Source organism: Corallococcus sp. M7, assembly GCF_054512695.1.
The window spans coordinates 9,318,374-9,336,569 of sequence record NZ_CM137252.1 but is presented as its reverse complement, the minus strand read 5'-3'; the positions used below and the strand labels follow the sequence as shown (position 1 = coordinate 9,336,569).

The 18,196-nt window shown below is 73.6% G+C and carries 13 protein-coding genes; 9 read left to right on the top strand and 4 right to left on the bottom strand.

Annotation, left to right across the window (positions count from 1 at the left end):
• Positions 1–32: 32 nt before the first annotated feature.
• The gene (locus ACX114_RS37540; RefSeq protein WP_459292485.1) at positions 33–1,196 is read left to right on the top strand and encodes a protein kinase domain-containing protein; all 1,164 of its coding nucleotides are present in this window, start codon (positions 33–35) and stop codon (positions 1,194–1,196) included.
• Positions 1,197–1,247: 51 nt separating this feature from the next.
• On the opposite strand, the gene ACX114_RS37535 is transcribed toward ACX114_RS37540, so the two are convergent.
• The gene (locus ACX114_RS37535; RefSeq protein ID WP_459292483.1) at positions 1,248–4,148 is read right to left on the bottom strand and encodes a sensor histidine kinase; all 2,901 of its coding nucleotides are present in this window, start codon (positions 4,146–4,148) and stop codon (positions 1,248–1,250) included.
• A gap of 185 nt (positions 4,149–4,333) precedes the next feature.
• On the opposite strand from ACX114_RS37535, the gene ACX114_RS37530 reads away from it, so the two are divergent.
• Entirely contained in the window at positions 4,334–4,711 is a 378-nt protein-coding gene (locus ACX114_RS37530) for a response regulator (RefSeq protein WP_459292481.1), read from the top strand.
• 10 nt (positions 4,712–4,721) lie between these two features.
• Here ACX114_RS37530 and ACX114_RS37525 read toward each other — a convergent pair whose 3' ends face one another.
• Positions 4,722–5,099: a response regulator gene (locus ACX114_RS37525; RefSeq protein ID WP_459292479.1), complete on the bottom strand. Its 378-nt coding sequence runs from the start codon at positions 5,097–5,099 to the stop codon at positions 4,722–4,724.
• Between the two features lie 98 nt (positions 5,100–5,197).
• Positions 5,198–6,742, bottom strand: a complete 1,545-nt coding sequence (locus ACX114_RS37520; RefSeq protein WP_459292477.1) for a sensor histidine kinase — start codon at positions 6,740–6,742, stop codon at positions 5,198–5,200.
• A 203-nt stretch (positions 6,743–6,945) separates the two neighbouring features.
• Here ACX114_RS37520 and ACX114_RS37515 point away from each other — a divergent pair, with 203 nt between their 5' ends.
• From ACX114_RS37515 to cheB, 7 genes are read left to right on the top strand one after another with little or no spacing between them, the layout of a single operon-like run.
• Positions 6,946–7,338 carry a response regulator gene (locus ACX114_RS37515; protein WP_459292475.1) on the top strand — a complete coding sequence of 131 codons (393 nt, stop codon included), beginning with the start codon at positions 6,946–6,948 and terminating at the stop codon, positions 7,336–7,338.
• Positions 7,335–9,407, top strand: a complete 2,073-nt coding sequence (locus tag ACX114_RS37510) for a chemotaxis protein CheA (RefSeq protein WP_459292473.1) — start codon at positions 7,335–7,337, stop codon at positions 9,405–9,407. Before ACX114_RS37515 ends, ACX114_RS37510 begins: the two co-directional genes overlap by 4 nt.
• Positions 9,404–9,850, top strand: a complete 447-nt coding sequence (locus ACX114_RS37505) for a chemotaxis protein CheW (RefSeq protein ID WP_459292471.1) — start codon at positions 9,404–9,406, stop codon at positions 9,848–9,850. Before ACX114_RS37510 ends, ACX114_RS37505 begins: the two co-directional genes overlap by 4 nt.
• Positions 9,831–12,371 carry a methyl-accepting chemotaxis protein gene (locus tag ACX114_RS37500; RefSeq protein WP_459292469.1) on the top strand — a complete coding sequence of 847 codons (2,541 nt, stop codon included), beginning with the start codon at positions 9,831–9,833 and terminating at the stop codon, positions 12,369–12,371. Before ACX114_RS37505 ends, ACX114_RS37500 begins: the two co-directional genes overlap by 20 nt.
• Positions 12,368–14,737 (top strand): HEAT repeat domain-containing protein, encoded by a 2,370-nt coding sequence (locus ACX114_RS37495; RefSeq protein WP_459292467.1) that lies wholly within the window; start codon positions 12,368–12,370, stop codon positions 14,735–14,737. Before ACX114_RS37500 ends, ACX114_RS37495 begins: the two co-directional genes overlap by 4 nt.
• 14 nt (positions 14,738–14,751) lie before the next feature.
• Positions 14,752–15,573 (top strand): CheR family methyltransferase, encoded by an 822-nt coding sequence (locus ACX114_RS37490; protein ID WP_459292465.1) that lies wholly within the window; start codon positions 14,752–14,754, stop codon positions 15,571–15,573.
• Positions 15,570–16,604, top strand: a complete 1,035-nt coding sequence (gene cheB, locus ACX114_RS37485; RefSeq protein WP_459292463.1) for a chemotaxis-specific protein-glutamate methyltransferase CheB — start codon at positions 15,570–15,572, stop codon at positions 16,602–16,604. Before ACX114_RS37490 ends, cheB begins: the two co-directional genes overlap by 4 nt.
• Positions 16,605–16,626: 22 nt before the next feature.
• Here cheB and ACX114_RS37480 read toward each other — a convergent pair whose 3' ends face one another.
• A complete protein-coding gene (locus ACX114_RS37480) occupies positions 16,627–18,144 on the bottom strand; it encodes a PAS domain-containing sensor histidine kinase (protein WP_459292461.1) in 1,518 nt (505 codons plus the stop codon).
• Positions 18,145–18,196: the final 52 nt, after the last annotated feature.

Here is an 18,196-nt window from a genome sequence, read left to right as displayed (position 1 = left end):
TCTGGCGTTGTTCTCCAAGGAGCCCGCACGGCATGAGTCCCTCCAGGACGGTGAAGCCTCTCCTCCCTGAAGTGCTGTTCAAGACCGGCTCCAAGTCGTTCGAACTGGAGCGGATCCTGCGGCGGCGCGGCCACGAGGAGCAGCACTTCCTGGCCATCCGGCGGCAGCCCGGGCGCGAGCCCGTGCCGGTGTTCCTCCAGGCGCTGTCCCTGCGCGGCGGAGACCTCTCCGCGCTGAGGGATCCACGAGCGCGGTTGAAGGAGACGCTGGCCCTCTCACGGTTGCTGGAGCACCCGCGCATCGCACGGCTGCATGGCGGCCATGAGGTGGGCGACCTGCTCTTCTTCGAATGGGAACACATCCCGGGCCCCACGCTGGACGACGTGGCGATGCTGCCGCTGGTGTATGTGCATTCCTATTCCGAGGCGTTCCTGGTGCACGTGGGCCTCCAGCTCGCGTCGCTGCTCGGGTTCCTGCATGGGAAGACAGACGCGCGGGGAGCCCCGCTGGGGTTCGTGCACCGCGACCTGCATCCGCAGGGCATCCGCTTCGGGCCGGAGGGCACTCTGAGGCTCACGGATCTGGGGGATGTCTTCTCCCGGATGCCGGGCCGGGTGCCCTCCAGCATCACGCGACCGCACGGCGAGGTGTATTACGGCGCGCCGGAGGTGCTGTTCGGCGAGGGCGCGGATGCGCGTTCGGACCTCTTCTCGCTGGGGCTCATCCTGCTGGAGCTGGCGACGGGCCTGCACCTCTACAGCCTGCCGCGCGCCCTCATGGGCGACCTGGAGGCGCGGCTGACGGACGCGGACGCGAAGCGCGTGTTCCAGGGGATGCTGGTGGCGGCGCAGGCGGGGCGCGGCTCCGGTGAGTACGCCGACGTCGTGATCCACGCCGCCGCGTACCGGCCGGAGGACCTGGAGTCATTGATGGCGCGGCTGTCGCCAGGGCTGCGCGCCATCCTCCACCGGCTGCTGCCGCGGGAACGGTCGGAGCGCTACGCGACGGCGGAGGAATTGGAGGCGGACCTCCGCGCCCACGCGGCGCAGTTGGGTGGGGACTACGGTGGCGCGGAGGCGGCCGCGGAATTCCAGCAGGCGCTCACGAAGACGTCACCGCTCATGGAGGCGTTCCAGACGGATGTGGGCGCCTTCCCGCCGGGAAGCGTGTTGCACCTGCCGACGCCCGCCGTCTGAGTCCGTGGGCGGGCCGTCTCGCTGGAGCAGCGGTGCCCGATGATGTGACCCCTACACTCCGGCCGCCGCCTGCTTCGCGTCAGCGTGCGGCAGCCGCACCGTGAACGTCGTGCCCGCCTCCCGCGTGGACGTCACGTCGATGGTGCCGCCGTGCGCGTGCACGATGGTCCGCACGATGTAGAGCCCCAGGCCCACGCTGCGCGTCGCCGCGTCCATGCCCGGCGTCCCGCGCTGCATGGGCTGGAAGATGCGGGGCAGCACGTCGGAGGCGATGGGGTCTCCGCCGTTGCGCACCTCCAGCAGGACGGCCCCGGGCACCTCCCGCAGGCGCACCGCCACCGGCGTGTCCTCCGGCGAGTACTTCAGCGCGTTGCCCAGCAGGTTGATGAGCAGCTGCGTGACGCGATCCGGATCCCAGCAGCCGCGCAGGCCCACCTGCGGCAGCGACAGCTGGACGTCGCGCTCCGGGGCGGTCATCCGCACCTCCTCCACCACCTGGTGCACCAGCGCCCCCAGCTCCAGGTCCTGGCACTGCACCGGGAGCCCGCCGCCCATGCGCGCCTGGGTGAAGTCCAGCAGGTCGCGGATCATCCGCACCGCGCGCTCCGCGGAGTTCTGGATGCGCAGGACGGCCTTCGTCGCGCGCTCGTTCAGCTCTTCGCGCCGCAGCAGCGACGTCGTGCCCAGCGTGATGGCGCTCAGCGGGTTGCGCAGGTCGTGTGACACGATGCCCACCAGGTACTGCTCGAACTCCGCGCGCTGGCGCGCCGCCTCCTCGGCGAGCTTTCGCTCCGTCACGTCCAGCCCCGTGCCCACGAAGCGCACGGGCCGGCCGTCCGGCCCGAAGTGCATGTGGCCCCGGCCAGAAATCCAACGCACGGGCTGGCCACCCTGGGGAAGCCGCACGCGGAACTCGCACGCGTACTCGCCGGAGCCTCCGGGCCGGGCTGCCTCCGCCATGGCCTGCTCCACCTGGGGCCGGTCCTCCTCCAGGACGAACTGCATGGCCTCGTCGAGCAGCACCTCGCCCTGCGTGGGCAGCCCCAGCATGGCGCGGAAGCGCGCGTCCCAGGTGCCCCGGCCCGTGGCCAGCTCGATGTCCCAACTGCCCATGTCCGCCGCTTCCAACGCCAGGCGCAGGCGCTCCTCGCTGGCCTGGAGCGTCCCCGCCAGCCCTTCCGCGCGCTGACGGGCCTGCACGGCTTCGGTGACCTCGCTGGCGACGACGAGGATGCCCTGGATGCCCACCTCCGCTTCACGCAGCGGCTGGTAGATGAAGTTGAAGTAGGTGTCCTCCAGGGCGCCCCCCGGCGCCCTCGCCAGCCGCACGTGCTGTTCGTGGCCCACGTAGGGGACGCCCGTGGTGAGCACGTCATCCATCAACTTGCGGAAGCCCTGCCCCTTCACCTCCAGCAGGACGTCGAACAGGGGGCGGCCCAGGACCTGGGCGCTGGCGCGGCCCCAGAGCTGGCACGCGCGGTCGTTGGCCAGCTCCACCACGTGCTCGGGGCCGCGGAGGATGGCGAGCGCGACGGGGGCCTGCTGCAACAGCATGTGCAGATGGCCAAGCGCCGTGTCCGCCCGGACGCGCGCGGTGCGGGCCTCCAGGAGCAGCCGTGCGCGTCCGCTCTCCTCCTCCCGCCGCAGGGTGACATCCTGCATGGCGCCCACCATGCGCACGCCGCGGCCCGTGGCGTCGCGCAGGATGACGCCCGTGTCCAGCACCCGCACGGCGTCACCCTGGCGGTTGATGAACCGGTACTCGTCCTGCCAGCGCGCCTGCGTGCCCCGGATGGCCGCGCGGATGCCGTGCTCCACCCGCTCCCGGTCCTCCGGGTGGATGCGCTCCACCCACCAGCTCGCCAGGGGGCCCGTCTCCTCGGGGGCGAAGCCGAGCAGCCGGCGCGTCTCCCCGCTCCAGGCGACCTCCTGCGTGAGCAGGTTCCAATCCCAGACGGTGTCCGCGGCGGCCTGGCTGGCCAGCCGGTAGCGCGACTCCGACGCCTCCAGCCGCGCGGTGGTCTCCCGCAGCTGGCCCATCAGCAGGGCGCGGTCGAGGATGCCGGAGAGGTACTCCACCAGCGTCTCCAGGAAGCGCTTGGTCTGCGGAGGCACCGGCCGCGCCTCCGCGAAGCCCACGCACAGCACCCCCATCAGCTCGCCATGGGGCCACAGCCGCAGGCCCAGGAGCGTGCTCCAGCCGGGGACGTGCAGTCCCTCGCGCGCGGCGTCCTCCAGGCCCCGCGCCTGCGCGAGCACCAGCGGCTCCTCCGAGCGCGCCACCCGGCCCAGGAAGGAGGGCCCCTTCGAATCCACCCACCGGCCCGGAGGCGGCACCAGGTGCTCGGTGTGCGCGACGGGGACCATCCTCTGGCCTCCCGCGTCCACGAGGAACAGCTCCGCCCCGGCGGCCACCAGCGCGCGGGCGATGAGCTCCACCAGCGGCTTCAGCGGCCCCTGCATGTCCGCGCCGGGCTCCAGCGACCGGGGCGCCAGCGCGTCCATCTGGCGCAGGAAGCGCTTCTCCCGCTGGCGGTCCTCCAGCGAGTAGCCGGAGAAGAGGACCACCACGTGGTCCATGGCCTCTTCAAGCTGCTGGAAGAGGCACTGCAGGTCCGCGGCGTCGGGTTTGCGCTCCGGCCGGGCGTCCTCCCAGAGCTGGGGGACGAGCCGCCCCAGGAGCGTGTATTCGTCCGTCGCGTCCTCCTGCGTGGCGCCCACGCGCAGCCGCAGGTTGATGTGGGCCTCCTCCAGGCGCGACCGCGTCTCCAGCCGCTCTTGCGTGGCGCCGTGCCGGCAGATGGTCGCCACCGCGTGCAGGTACTCAGGAAGCGTGGAGATGACCTCCGACGGCTTCAGCCCCTGCGTGCTCTCCAGTCGGCGCGCGGCTTCCGCGAAGCGCCGCACCAGGACGTCCAGGTTCGCTTCGATGAAGTCCGCGATGAGGTTCATGGGGCCGTAGAGAAGGGGGTAGGGGCTCGGGCCTCCAGGTGCAACCGACCCGCCTGGTTTCGCTCGCGATTCCCGACAGGCGGACGGGCGGGGGCCCGCTCCGCGTGAAATCGCCGCGCGCCGTGAGGGGCCAGGGAGCACGACTTCCTTGGCGCTCGTAGCAATACCTGCGTAGGCTGCCGCCCGTGAGCAGCACCCCTGCGCGTTCCATCATCCTCATCGTCGACGACGAACCGGACCTGCGCGAGGTCGTGGCGGAGCTGCTGGAGATGGAGGACTACACGGTGCTCCAGGCCGCCAACGGCCAGGCCGCGCTGGACGTCCTCGCCGCCAACGCGCAGCCCTGCCTGGTGCTGCTGGACCTGATGATGCCGGTGATGGACGGACACGAGTTCCTCCACCGGCTGCGCGAGGACGAGCGCTACCGCGAATTGCCCGTGCTGATGCTCACCGCCCACTTCTCCGCCAAGGTCCCGCCGGGCACGGTGGGCCTCTTGCGCAAGCCCGTGGACATCGCGGAGCTGCTGGCCATGGTGGCGCGGCACTGTCCCGCCGCCGCCTGAGCCCCCGGCTTCACGCGGGCGCGGTGTGCACCGCGATGGCGTCCAGCAGCGCCTCCAGCTTCACCGGCTTGCCCAGCCGTCCGGCCACGCCCTGCGGCAGGGGCAGGGTGGGGTGCGCCGTCAGCACCAGCACCTGCGTGAGCGCGAGCGCTCCCGTGCCGCGCAGGTGTTCGATGAAGGCGTGGCCGTCCATCACCGGCATCACCAGGTCCAGCAGGATGAGGGCGGGCATCCGCTCCTGCTTCGCCAGCAGGTTCAACGCGTCCTGTCCGTTCCCGGCCGTGAGGACGCGGTAGCCCTCCGACTCCAGGATTTCGCGCAGCGCCTCGCGGACGTCTTCGTTGTTCTCCACGAGGAGCAGGGGAGGGCGGTGTTGCGATGTGGACACCCGTGCACCGTAGGGCACGGGCCCCGGTGTTGCCAGGGGGCTCGTGGGCCTGGACGGCCGGGAGGCACGGGAGCGGGGCGTCGTGCGTCCCTCGTGACTCACGCGCCCCCGCGCGGCAGCGTCAGGGTGAAGACCGTGGCCTGCGCGTCCGACGTGACGGTGAGCGTGCCCCGGTGGCCCCGGGCAATCTGTTCGGAGATGAAGAGGCCCAGGCCCAGGCCCGACGGGACGTGGGCCCCGGTGTGCGCGCGCTGGAAGGGGTGGAACAGGCTCTCCAGCTCCTCCGGGGCAATGGGCTCGCCCGGGTTGCTCACCCGCGCCATGACCTGCTCCGGCTCGCCCACGAGCGCCAGCTCCACGGTGGCGTCCGGGGGGCTGTACTGGAGCGCGTTGCCCACCAGGTTGCTCAAGACCTGCGCCAGCCGGTCCGCGTCCCAGTTCCCCGTGAGGGGGCCGGTGGACGTCACCCTCACGGTGCGGTGGGGGTGCACCAGTTCCAGCTCCTCCACCACCTGGCGCGCCACCTGGCCCAGGTCCGTGGCGCCCGGGTTCAGCGGGATGCCGCCGCCCAGCCGGCTGCGGGTGAAGTCCAGCAGCTCGGTGATCATCCGGGTCATCCGGTCCGTGCTGCTGATGATGCGGCTGGCGGTGCGCACCAGCGGCGGGGGCAGCTGGTCGCTGGCGACGAGGAAGCTGGCCCCCATGCGGATGGAGTTGAGGGGGTTGCGCAGGTCGTGGCCCACGATGCCCAGGAAGCGCTCGCGGAACTCCGCGGACGCGCGCAGCTCCGCCTCCGCCTGCTTGTGCCGGGTGACGTCCACCAGCACGCTGCCCACGCCCACCACCTCGCCCCGGCTGGTGCGCACCGGGTGGTAGCTGGCCATCACGTACAGTTCGCCGAGGGGGGCGTCCGGGTGCTCCAGCGTGAAGCCCAGCTCCTCCACGGGCTCCCCCGTGTCCATGACGCGGCGGAGGATGGGCTCCAGCCGCGCGGCGAAGCGGGGCAGGACCTCCGCCAGCGTCCGGCCCGGATAGGCCTCCACGGGCAGCCCGTCCAGCTTCGCCATGCGCGCGTTGACGCGCACGAAGCGCAGGTCCCGGTCCAGCAGCGACAGCCCCACGGGTGAGGACGTGAGCAGCGCGTCCAGCTGCGCGAACACCTCCGCCTTCTCCTCGCTCGTGCGCCGCACGTCGTCCACCAGCCGCTTGGTGCGCGCGAGCGCGTCCACCCGCGCGCGCACCTCCTCCGTGCGGAAGGGCTTGGCCACGTAGTCGTTGGCGCCCGCGCGCAGGCCCTGCACCAGGTCCTCCGGCCGGCCGTGCGCGGTGAGCAGCAGCACCGGCAGGGCCTGGGTCTCCCGCTGGCCGCGCAGGAACTGGCAGACCTCCGGACCGGACATCCCCGGCATCTCCCAGTCCAGCACCACCACGTCCGGCGCCCGCCCGGCGTGCAGCCTTTCGAGCATGGCCGCGCCGTCCGGGAAGGTCTCCACCTGGAAGCCTGTTCCGAGCGCCGTCTTGATGAAGCGCGCTTCACTGGCGCTGTCGTCCACCACCCAGACGCAAGGTGCGTGCTCCAGGGGGAGTGGGGGCGGGCCCGGCAGGCGGGGGAAGGAAGCGTCGGGCGGAGAGGGCGGGCGCATGGTTGGAATTCGGTTCCCGGAGCGGAAAAAACAGCGGGGCGCAGGGTGCCGGATGTGCGGGCAGTCGTGGCGCTTCGTCGCCCGCCGTGGCACATCGTCCAAGGCGGGCGTAGACCAGCCAACGTTCAACGCGCGCCGGATGACTCATTTCTTTCAGCGGGTCGGAATCGATCTAGCTTGGCCGGTCGTTTCCAGAGGACGCCATGCCCGAGGTACTCGTCGTCGATGACAGCAAGGTGATGCGCGAGATGGTGGTCGCCTGCCTGCGGCCCTATCCGGACAGCCGCTTCACCCAGGCGTCCAGCGGACTGGAGGCCATCGAGCAGCTGTCGCTCAAGCCGTACGACCTGCTCGTCCTGGACCTCAACATGCCGGACATCGGCGGCATCGAGGTGGTGGAGTTCGTGCGCGGCCAGGACCACCTGCGCGAGCTGCCCATCATCATTGTCACCACGCGCGGCGACGAGGCCTCCCGCGAGCGCGCGCTGCAGGCCGGCGCGGACCGCTTCATGACCAAGCCCTTCACGCCGGACTCCATCCAAAGCGCCGCCCGGGCCCTTCTGGAGAAGGCCCCGGCCGAGGCGCCGCGCGGGTGACCGGAACCGGGGAGTTCGCGGAGTTCCTCCCCGCCTACCTGGCGGAGGCGGATGAGTTGCTCGCCTCCGCGCAGAAGGACCTGCTCGCGGTGGAGGAGGCCGTGCGCAAGGGGCAGGCGCAGCCTCGCGCGGTGCGCGAGCTGTTCCGCGCGCTGCACACGCTCAAGGGCCTGTCCGCCATGGTGGACGTGGAGCCCGTCGTCTCCCTGGCGCACTGGATGGAGGCGTCGCTGCGGCTGGCGGATCAAGCCGGCGGCCGGCTGCCCGAGTCCAGCGTGGAGCCGCTGGTGGAGGGCCTGCGCGCCATCGAACTGCGCGTGCGGCAGCTGGGCGCCGGGAAGACGGCGTCGCCCGCGCCCGCGAACCTGCTGGAGCGGCTGGAGGCGCTGGGGCCGCAGGTGCGGGACGCGGCTCCCAAGCGGGACCGGCCCGTGAAGCTGGACGCGGAGGCCTCGTTCGCCTCCCGCCTGGCCCCGTCCGAGCGCGAGCAACTGGAGGGCGGGCTCGCCGGAGGCCAGCGCGCGCTGCGGCTGGACTTCGTGCCGTCGTCGGAGCGCGCGGCGAAGGGGCTCAACATCAACACCGTGCGCGAGCGGGTGGCGAAGCTCGCGGACATCGTGAAGGTGCTGCCCCTGTCCGGAGCCGCCGCGGGGGGCGCGTCGCTCGCGTTCGCGCTGCTGCTCATCACCCGGGTGGAGGACGCCGTGCTGCTGGACGCCGTGGGCGGCCCGCCCGCCACGGTGCGCTCGCTGGAGTCGTCCATGCCCGCGGAGGCCCCGCCCGCGGAGCTGGCTCCGGGCGGTGACGCGGCCCTGCCCGGCGCCGCCGTCCTTGAAGAAGAGCTGGACGAGCCGGAGGTGCGCCGGGGCGGAGGCCTCCTGCGCGTGGAGGTGTCCCGGCTGGACGAGGCCATGGAGTGGCTGGCGGCGCTCGTGGTCAACCGCTCGCGGCTGGCGCGCGCGGTGGCGGCGCTCACCCAGGCGGGAGCGCCCACGCGGGAAATCACCGCCATCCTCCAGGAGAACGGCCGGCAGCTGCGCGACCTGCGCTCGGCCATCCTGCGGCTGCGCATGGTGCGCGTGGGTGACGTGCTGGAGCGGCTGCCCCTGCTGGTGCGCGGCCTGCGCCGGGCCACGGGCAAGGCGGTGCGGCTGGAGCTGGACGTGGGCGACGCGGAGCTGGACAAGGCGGTGGCGGACCGGCTGTTGCCCGCGCTGGTGCACCTGGTGCGCAACGCCGTGGACCACGCGCTGGAGTCTCCCGAGGAGCGCCAGGCCGCGGGCAAGGCCGCCGAAGGGCTGGTGCGCCTCACCTGCCATGCGCGCGCCAGCGGCCAGCTGGAGCTCACCCTGCGCGACGACGGACGCGGCGTGGACGCGAAGGCGGTGGCGAAGGCGGCGAACGCTCCCGTGCCGGACTCCGCGGACGCGCTCCTGGACCTGTTGTGCCGGCCCGGCCTGTCCACGCGCCAGGAGGCCACGCGCACCAGCGGCCGGGGCATGGGCATGGACATCGTGCGCCGCATCGTCGTGGAGCAGCTGGGCGGCGAATTGAGCATGGACACGCGCAAGGGCGTGGGCACCACCTTCACCGTGTGCGTCCCCCTGACGGTGACGCTGATGGACGCCATCGTCTTCGAGTGCGCGGGCCGGCGTTACGCCGTCGCGGTGGGCACCGTGGAGGAGCTCATCGACGTGGCGGGCGTGGTGCGCCCCGCGGGCGCGGACGGCGTGGGGCTGGTGGAGCGCCGGGGCGCGGCGGTGCCGCTGGTGTCGCTGGCGCGGCTCCTGGACGCGGCCGTGGACGCCAACGCGGCGGGCCAGGGCGCCAAGGCGCTCATCGTGCGCCAGCGCGGGGAGCCGGTGGCCTTCGCGGTGGACCGGCTCGTGGGACAGCAGGAGATCGTGCTGCGGCCGCTGGAGGATCCGCTCGTGCGCGTGCCCGGCGTGGCGGGCGCCACGGACCTGGGCGACGGGCAGCCCACGCTGGTGCTGGACCTGGGCGCGCTGGGCGCGGCCCGTGTGGGCCGCCGCAAGCGTGCGTCCCGGGCAGGGGAGTGGGTGTCATGAACGTGCTGCACGTGCTGTTCAAGGTGGACGGGACGGAATACGCGATGCCCGCGGCGGAAGTGGTGCAGATGGAGTCCTTCACCGGCGCGACGCCGGTGCCCGGGGCGCCTCCGCACGTGGCCGGCCTGGTGCAGGTGCGTGGCCGGGTCATCCCAGTGGTGGACGCGCGCGCGCGCTTCGGCCTGCCGGCGGGGACGCAGTCGCTGGATTCACGGGTGGTGGTGGGGCAGCTGGGCGAGCGCACCGTGGGGCTGCTCGTGGACAGCGCCCGCGAGGTGTTGAAGCTGGACCCCCGCACCATCCAGCCGCCCCCACCCATGGTGGTGGAGGGCGCGAAGGGATTCGTGAAGGCCGTGGCGCAGGTGGGCCCGCGGCTGGTGATGCTCATCGATTTCCCCCGCGTGGTGGGGGAGGAGACGGCGGATGTCGACGGACAACGGTAACAGCGTGCGGCTGGCGGACGCGCGGGCGCTGGCGGAGCGCACCACGCTCCAGGTGGAAGAGGGCGCGGGGCTGGTGAAGTCCACCGAGCAGCTGGCGTCACGGCTGGCCTCCGCGGGCAACGAGCAGGCCGCGGCGGGCGAGCAGGTGCGCATCGCCATCGAGTCCGTGGCCGCGCAGGTGGAGGAGACGAGCGCCGCGGTGCAGTCGCTGGTGCGCAACCAGGGCGCGGTGACCGCCTCCGCGCGCGGCGTGCAGCAGGAGGTGGAGGCCACCGCCGGCACCATGCAGGAGATCACCGCGTCGGTGGCGGGCGTGCGCAAGGACGCGGGCTCGCTCGCTTCCAATGCGGACGTGACGGCCACCACGCTGGAGCAGGTGGCGCGCTCGGTGAAGGGCGTGAGCGCCAACGCGGAGGAGCTGGCCGCCTCCAGCGAGGAGCTGCTGGCGAGCATGCAGGAGATGACCGCCACGGTGGAGGACCTGGTCGCGCGCAACCAGACCAGCGCCGCCACCACGGAGGAGGTCGCCGCCACCATCGAGGAGATGTCCAAGGGCGTCACCCGGCTGGCCGCGGACGCGCAGGGCGTGGGCGAGCGCATGGGGCAGGTGTCCGGCGCCGTCGTGTCCCTGGGCAAGACGCTCCAGGACGTGGCGCGCGACGCGGGCACCATGTCCTCCAGCGTGGAGGAGACGGCCGCCGCCACCGAACAGGTGGCTCGCAGCACGCGCGGCGTGGCGGAGCACACCCGCACCCTGGAGGCGAGCGCGCTGGCGACCGCGTCCACCGTGCAGGAGGTGGCCGCCAGCGTGGAGGAGGTGGCCGCCACCGCGGAGAAGAACGCCGCCGTGGTGGACGCCAACGCGGCCACCATCGAGCAGCTGTCGCGCTCCGCCCAGTCGGTGGCCCGCGCCGCGGAGAGCATCAACGGCCTGGCGTCCACCAGCGCCACCGCGTCCTCGCAGCTGGAGTCCTCCACGCGCCGCGCGGCGCAGCTGACGGACGAGGCGCGGCAGGCCGCGGAGCGCGTGGGCACGAGCGCGCGCGAGGGTGGCGCCACCGTGGCGCGCTCCATCGCGGGCTTCGGCCGCATCCGCCAGTCCATCGTGGAGTCGTCCGGGGTGATGAAGGAGATGGGCCGGCGCGCCGAGGAGATTGGCGACATCGTGCAGACCATCAACCTCATCGCGGACCGCACCAACCTCCTGTCGCTCAACGCCAGCATCGAGGCGGCGCGCGCGGGCGAGCACGGCCGCGGCTTCGCGGTGGTGGCGGAGGAGATCCGCGCCCTGGCGGACCGCGCGGCGGCGGCCAGCGGCGACGTGGCCAAGATCGTCCGGGGGCTCCAGACGACGGCGCGCGAGGCGGCGGTGGCCACCGGCGAGGGCGTGCGCGCGGCGGACGAGGGCGCGGCGCTGGCGGGGGACGCGGAGCGCGCGCTGGGCACCATCCTCAAGGGCGTGGACGACCTGGGCCAGAACGTGCGCGAGGCGTCGCGCGCGTCCGCGGAGCAGGTGCAGGCGGTGCAGGCGCTGGTGCAGGCCACGGCGAAGGTGAGCGAGCAGGGGCGGCTCATCGCGGCTTCCGCGGTGGAGCAGGCGCAGGCCGCGCAGGCGCTGACCCAGGGCGGCACGGAGATGCGGCGCATGGCGCGGCAGACCACCCAGGCCACCCAGGACCAGGCCAAGGCGCTGCGCGACGCGGTGCGCTCCAACACCCAGCTGACGGAGGTGGCGGAGAAGGTGTCGCGTGCGATGCAGGAGCAGGCGCAGGCCGCCACGGACCTGGCCCGGAGCACCACGCAGATGCGCCAGCTGGTGCAGGGCGTGAGCGGCGCGGTGATGGCGCAGGGCCAGCAGGTGGCGGTGCTGGGAGCGACGGCGCAGGAGGTGGCGTCCGCCACGCAGCGCACGCTCACCGGCGTCGCGGAGCAGGCCAAGGCCGCGCAGGAGGTGACGCGCGCCATGGAGGCCACGCGCAAGGAGGTGGCCCAGTCCACGCGCGCCATGGCGGAGCAGGTCCGCGCCCTCAAGCAGGGCGAGGTGGCCAGCCGCCAGGTGGCGAACCTGGCCAAGGAGGTGACGCGCGCCACGGAGGAGCAGTCCCAGGCGCTCACGTCGCTGGTGCGCGGCGCGGAGGAGGTGCGCCGGGTGGCGAGGACGACCGCGCGCGCGCTGGACGAACAGACGGAGGCGCTGGGCATGCTCACCACGTCCACCGCGAAGCAGGCCTCGGGCGCGGCCGTGGTGGCCAAGGCGGTGCAGGAGCAGGCCACCGTGACCGAGCAACTGGGGCGGTCCGTGGAGGAGATGCGGACGCGGGCGCGGGAGATCGCCGTCACCACCGCCCAGCAGGCGCGCTCCACCGCCGCCACCGCGCATGAGGTGCGGGAGGTGGCCGGCCGGCTGGGACAGCTGGCGCGGCTGCACGGAGAACAGGTGGAGGGGCTGGCGCACCTGAGCGGCCTGCTGGGCGCCCAGGAGACCGCGGCCCCCCGGAACCCAAGGGAGCAGGCCACGTGAGCAGCACGACCGCGAAGCAACACCCGCTGTCGCTGTCCGCGGAGGACCGCGCCCGGGTGGAAGAGGTGGACCAGCTGGCGCGCCGGGGCCCGGCGAGCCTGCCGGTGCTGGTGGACGGGCTGGACGCGCCGTCGTGGGCGGTGCGCCGCGCCGTGGTGTCCGCGCTGGCGCGCCTGGGCACCGCCGCGGTGGAGCCCCTGTGTGACGTGCTGCGCCACCGCCGGGACAACGAAGCGCGCATCGCCGCGGCGGTGGACGCGCTGGTGGCCGCCACGGGTGAGGTGGAGGGGCCGGTGGAGATGTTGGGGGACGACCCCAACCCGGCCATCGTCTGTGACGCCGCCCAGGTCCTGGGACGCCGCCGCAGCCGGCGGTCCGTGTCGCTCCTGTCGCGGCTCATCGTCCACCCGGACGACAACGTGGCGGTGGCCGCCATCGAGGCGCTGGGCCGCGTGGGCGGCGGCGCGGCGGTGGACGCGCTCCTGTCCTCGCTGGGAAGCGGCAACTTCTTCCGCATCTTCCCCGCCATCGACGTGCTGGGCCGCTCGGGCGACCCCACCGTCGTGCCGGCGCTGATGGCGCTGTTGTCCGACCCCTTCTACGTCCTGGAGGCGGCGCGCGCGCTGGGCCGCACCGGCCAGGAGGCCGCGGTGCCCGCGCTGGTGGGCCTGCTCCAGCGCGGCAACGACGCGGTGGTGCGCGTGGCGGCGGTGGCGCTCGTCGAAATCCACGACGCGCAGGTGCAGCGCTTTGGCGGCGCGCGCACGGTTCCGTCCGTGCTGCGCTCCAGCTCCTCGGAGCCGCACCCCACCGGGCGCCGGCTGGCCCAGGTCATCGCGGGCGCGGACGCGGGGGAGAAGACCGCCATCGCGCGCCTGCTGGGCTGGGTGGGCGGCGCGGACGCGGCCACGGGGCTCCTGAAGCTCCTGGACTCGCAGGACCTGGGCGTGTCGCGCGCGGCCGCGGCGGCCCTGGGTGAATTGGGCGCGGAGGCGGACGCGCAGATCCTCCAGGCGCTGCGCGAGGGGGACAGCTCGCGCCGGCGGGTGCTGCTGCCCCTGGTCGGCAAGCGCTCCGCGGCGGTGCCGGACGTGCTGTTGTGCCTGGAGGACCGGGACGCGACGGTGCGCGCGCTGGCGGCGGAGACGCTGTCGCGCATTGGCGACACGTCCGCGGTGCCGGCCCTGTTCGCGCGGCTGGCGGACGAGGACCCCCGCGTGTCGCAGGCGGTGGTGGGCGCCATCCAGTCGCTGGGCAGCGAGACGACGGAGAAGCTGGCGCTGGAGGCCGCGCGCTCCACGGACGTGCGCCAGCGGCGGGCGGCGCTGCGCATCGTGGCGTACTTCGGCTACCCGCGCGGCCTGGACGCGCTCCTGTTGGCCATGCGGGACCCGGACGAGCGGCTGCGCGACGCGGCCATCTACGGCCTGCCCTTCATCGACGACCCGCGCGCGGTGGACGCGCTGCTGGCCGCCGCGAACCACGAGTCGGAGCGCACGCGCGCCACCGCCATGCGCGCGCTGGGCCAGACGGACAAGCAGGCGCGCATCACCTCCACGCTGCTGGGCGGTCTGAACGACCGCGATCCATGGGTGCGCTACTACGCGTGCCAGTCGCTGGGGAAGCTCAACGAGGAGGCCGCCGCGGACGCCATCGTCGCGCTGGCCAACGACGACGCGGGCCAGGTGCGCGTGGCGGTGGTGGACGCGCTGGCGCACATGCACACGGAGAGCGCCATGGCGGCGCTGCGCCGGGCGGCCTCGTCGGCGGACGCGGACGTGCGCCGCGCGGCCCTGCTGGGGCTGGGCGTGGCCCGGCGGCCGGACGCGCTGCCGGTGCTGCTGGAGGCGGTGCATTCAGAGGACCCCGCCACGCGGCTCGTGGCCCTGTCCGCCGTGGCGGAGTACGACGCGCCGGAGACGCTGCCCGCGCTCCTGCGCGCCGCCGGGGACCGGGATGACAGCGTGCGCAGCGCGGCGGTGGGCTTCCTCGCCACGCGCACGGGCTCGCACGCGACGCAGCAACTGGTGTCGCTCCTGGGCGACATGATGCTGCGCGAGCAGGTGGTGTCCGCGCTGGCGCTGCCCGTGGAGGGGCGCCTGCCCGGGCTGATGGCGGCGCTGGAGGTGGCGGACGACGCGACGGCGCCCCTCTTGGTGGCGGCGCTGGCGCGCATGCGCCGGGCGGACGCGAGGGCGGCGCTGATGCAGTCGCTCGTGAGCGCGAGCCCCGCGGGCCGCCGGGCCACCGCGCCCGCCGTGGCGGCGCTGGGCACGGTGGAGGCGCGCGAGGCGCTGGACAAGGCGGCCCACCGCGACGAGGACCCGGAAGTGCGCCGGGCCTGCCTGCTGGCACTGGGGCGCTAGGACACCCAAGCCCCATGAGCACGCTGCCGCTGTCCCCGCAGGTCCTGGCCATCCTCTCCATGCTCATCGAGCAGCGCTCGGGCCTTCACTACGGGCCCGAGGACCGGGACCTGCTGGCGGAGAAGCTGTCCACCCGGGCGTTGGATGCCGGGTTCGACTCGCTGCTCGATTACTACTACTTCCTGCGCTACGACCCGAAGGGGCCGGAGACGCTGGACTCGCTGGTGGAGGCGCTGCTCGTCCACGAGACGTACTTCTTCCGCGAGCCCCAGGCGCTGGAGGTGCTGGTGGACGAACTGCTCGTGCCGGAGGTGCGCGCGGGCAGGAAGCCCCGCGTGTGGTGCGCGGCGTGCTCCACCGGTGAGGAGCCCCTCACGCTGGCCATGCTGCTGGACTCGCGCGGCGTGCTGGGGGACGTGTCCATCCTGGCCACGGACCTGAGCTCCAAGGCGCTGGAGCGCGCGAAGGCGGGGGAGCACAACCTGCGCTGCCTGCGCGCGCTGCCCCCGGGCGTGATGGGGCGCTGGCTGGACATGGTGGACGGACGTCCCCGCGTGCGGCCGGACCTGATGGCCCGCGTGGAGTGGCGCCAGCTCAACCTGGTGGACACGGAGGGCTACCCGCAGCCGGGCAGCTGCGACGCCATCCTCTGCCGCAACGTGCTCATCTACTTCCAGGACGACACCGCGCGCCGCGTGGTGGACGGGCTCACCCGGGCGCTGCGGCCGGGCGGGCACCTGGTGGTGGGCACCTCCGAGTCCCTGATGCGCTTCGGCACGGCGCTGCGCTGCGAGGAGCGCCGCGGCGCGTTCTTCTACAGCAAGGCGGACACATGACGTTGCGCGTGCTGGTGGTGGACGACTCGGCGTTCGCGCGCAAGGTGCTGCGCAAGGTGCTGTCGGACGCGGAGGGGCTGGAGGTGGTGGGCACCGCGCGCGACGGCCTGGACGCGCTGGAGCGGGTGGCGGAGCTCAAGCCGGACGTCATCACCCTGGACCTGGTGATGCCGTCCCTGGACGGGACGGGCTTCCTGCGAGCCCTGTCCGGCATGCCGGACGCGCCGCGCGTGGTGGTGGTGAGCAGCGCGGGCGCGGACAGCGACCTGGCGGTGGCCGCGCTCCAGGCGGGCGCGGTGGACCTGGTGCACAAGCCCACGGCGCTCGCCACGGACCGGCTCTACGAATTGGGCGCGGAGCTGGTGGAGAAGGTGCGCACCGCGGGGCGCGCGGTGCCGCGCTACCAGCAGGAGCTGGCGGAGGCCTCGGACGCCCCGCCCCCGAAGCAGTCCCTGCCCGCGACGTCGACGAAGCTCCTGGCGGTGGGCACGTCCACGGGCGGGCCGCAGGCGCTGACGCGGCTGTTGTCCGCGATGCCCCGGGACTTCCCGGCGCCGGTGGTGCTCGCGCTGCACATCCCCGCAGGCTACACGGAGGCCGTGGCGAAGCGGCTGGACTCGCAGAGCGCGCTGGAGGTGGTGGAGGCGCGCGACGGCATGGAGCTGGTGCCGGGCCGCGCGGTGCTGGCGCGCGCGGGCCACCACCTGAAGGTGGCGCGGCACGGGGCGCTCAACCTGGTGCGCCTGGACCGCCACCCGCTGGGCACCCCGCACCACCCTTCCGTGGACGTGCTCTTCCAGAGCGTGGCGGAGGTCTGGGGGAAGGACGCGCTGGGGCTGGTGCTCACCGGCATGGGCGAGGACGGGCTCCAGGGCGCGCGGGCCCTGCGCGCCGCGGGCGGCGTGGTGCTCACGGAGGCGGAGTCCTCCTGCGTGGTGTACGGCATGCCGCGCGCGGTGGCGGAGGCGGGCCTGTCCAACGGCAACGCGCCGCTGGACGCGCTGGTGCCCCTCATCTCGCGCTTCGTCTGACGGACCGCGGGCCCGCGCTGTTTCAGTCGCGGTGCGAGGGCGGCGAAGGCGGCTCCGGCGGCGGGCCCTTCCGGGGCGGCGCCCGGCGCGGCAGCGTGACGGTGAAGGTGGTGCCGTCGTCCTCGGTGGACGTCACCTCGATGGTGCCGCCGTGGGCGTGCACGATCTCGCGCACGATGTAGAGCCCCAGGCCATAGCTCATCTTCAGCGTGCGCGTCTGCTGCGGGCCCTGACGGAAGGGCTCGAAGAGGTGGGGCAGGGTGGCTTCCGGGATGGGGCGGCCCTGGTTGTGGACCGTCACCACCACCTTGTTGCGCAGGCCGCGCGTGGACAGCAGCACGGGCGCGTCCGCCGGGCCGTACTTGAGGGCGTTCTCCGTCAGGTTGGACACCACCTGCGCCAGGCGGTCCGGGTCCCAGTGCCCCTGCGTGTTGCCCTTGTGCTCCACGACGATGTCGCGCTTCGGGAAGGCCACGCGGAACTCGTGCGCCACCTTGGCCAGCAGCTCCTGCGTGTCCGTGCCGCGCGGTTCAATCACCACGCCGCCCACCAGCCGGGCGCGGGTGAAGTCCAGGAGCAGGCGCGTCAGCCGTTCGATGCGGACCGCCGCGGTGGCGATGCGCTGGCTGGTGCGCGCCGTCTCCTCCGCGGGTCCGCCGGCCGCGAGCACGCGCGACCAGTTCATGATGGCGCCGAGCGGGCTGCGGATGTCGTGGCTGATGATGCCCATCAGGTGTTCCTGGAACTCGGCGTGCCGGCGCACCTCGTCTTCCGCCCACTTGCGCTGGGTGATGTCGCGGCTGATGCCGAACAGGCCGAACACGTTGCCTTCCGGGTCGCGCAGCGGGCCCTTGGTGGACATCCACACGCGCGGGTCGCCGTCGGGGGCGCGCTGCGTGTCTTCGTAGGTGAGGGGATGGCCCGCCTTGAGCACGTCCCGGTCGTGCTTCAGGTTGACGCGGGCCTCGTCGGGCGGGAAGAGCTCCGCGTCGGTGCGGCCCCGCACCTCCGCCACGGTGCGGCCCACGGCGCGAGCGCCCGCGGAGTTGATGACCTGGTAGGTGCCATCCATGTCCTTGATGTAGATGGCGTCGGTGGTGCCCTCCATCACCGCCTGGAAGAGCTGCCCCACGCGCTGCAGCTCGTGGCGGGCCTGGAACTCGCGGCTGATGTCGCGGCAGTGCACCAGCAGGCCGCCGTCCACGGGGCGGGCGCTCACCTCGAAGCAGAGGCCGCCCTCGTGCCAGCGGTGCTCGTAGGGCTCGGGGGAGGGCTGCTCGGTGGCGGGCGCGTCCAGGCGCAGGTGCGGGCCCAGGCCCAGCACGTCCGCCACCTTCTTGCGCAGGTCATCGCCCGGCTGGACGCGGGGCCCCAGCAGCTCGCGCATGCGCCGGCTCAGCCAGGTGATGCGCCAGCCCGCGTCCACGCCGAGGAAGGCCTCTGGCAGCGCCTCCAGCAGCCCTTGCAGACCCGGGCCAGAGGCCTCCGTCGGGGACGGGGCGGAAGGACGGGAACGCGGGCGGGCGGGAGCTTGGGCCATCGGTGGGTCGTCGGGGTACGACGGGGAGCGGGTTCCTTCAGGTGGGAAACAC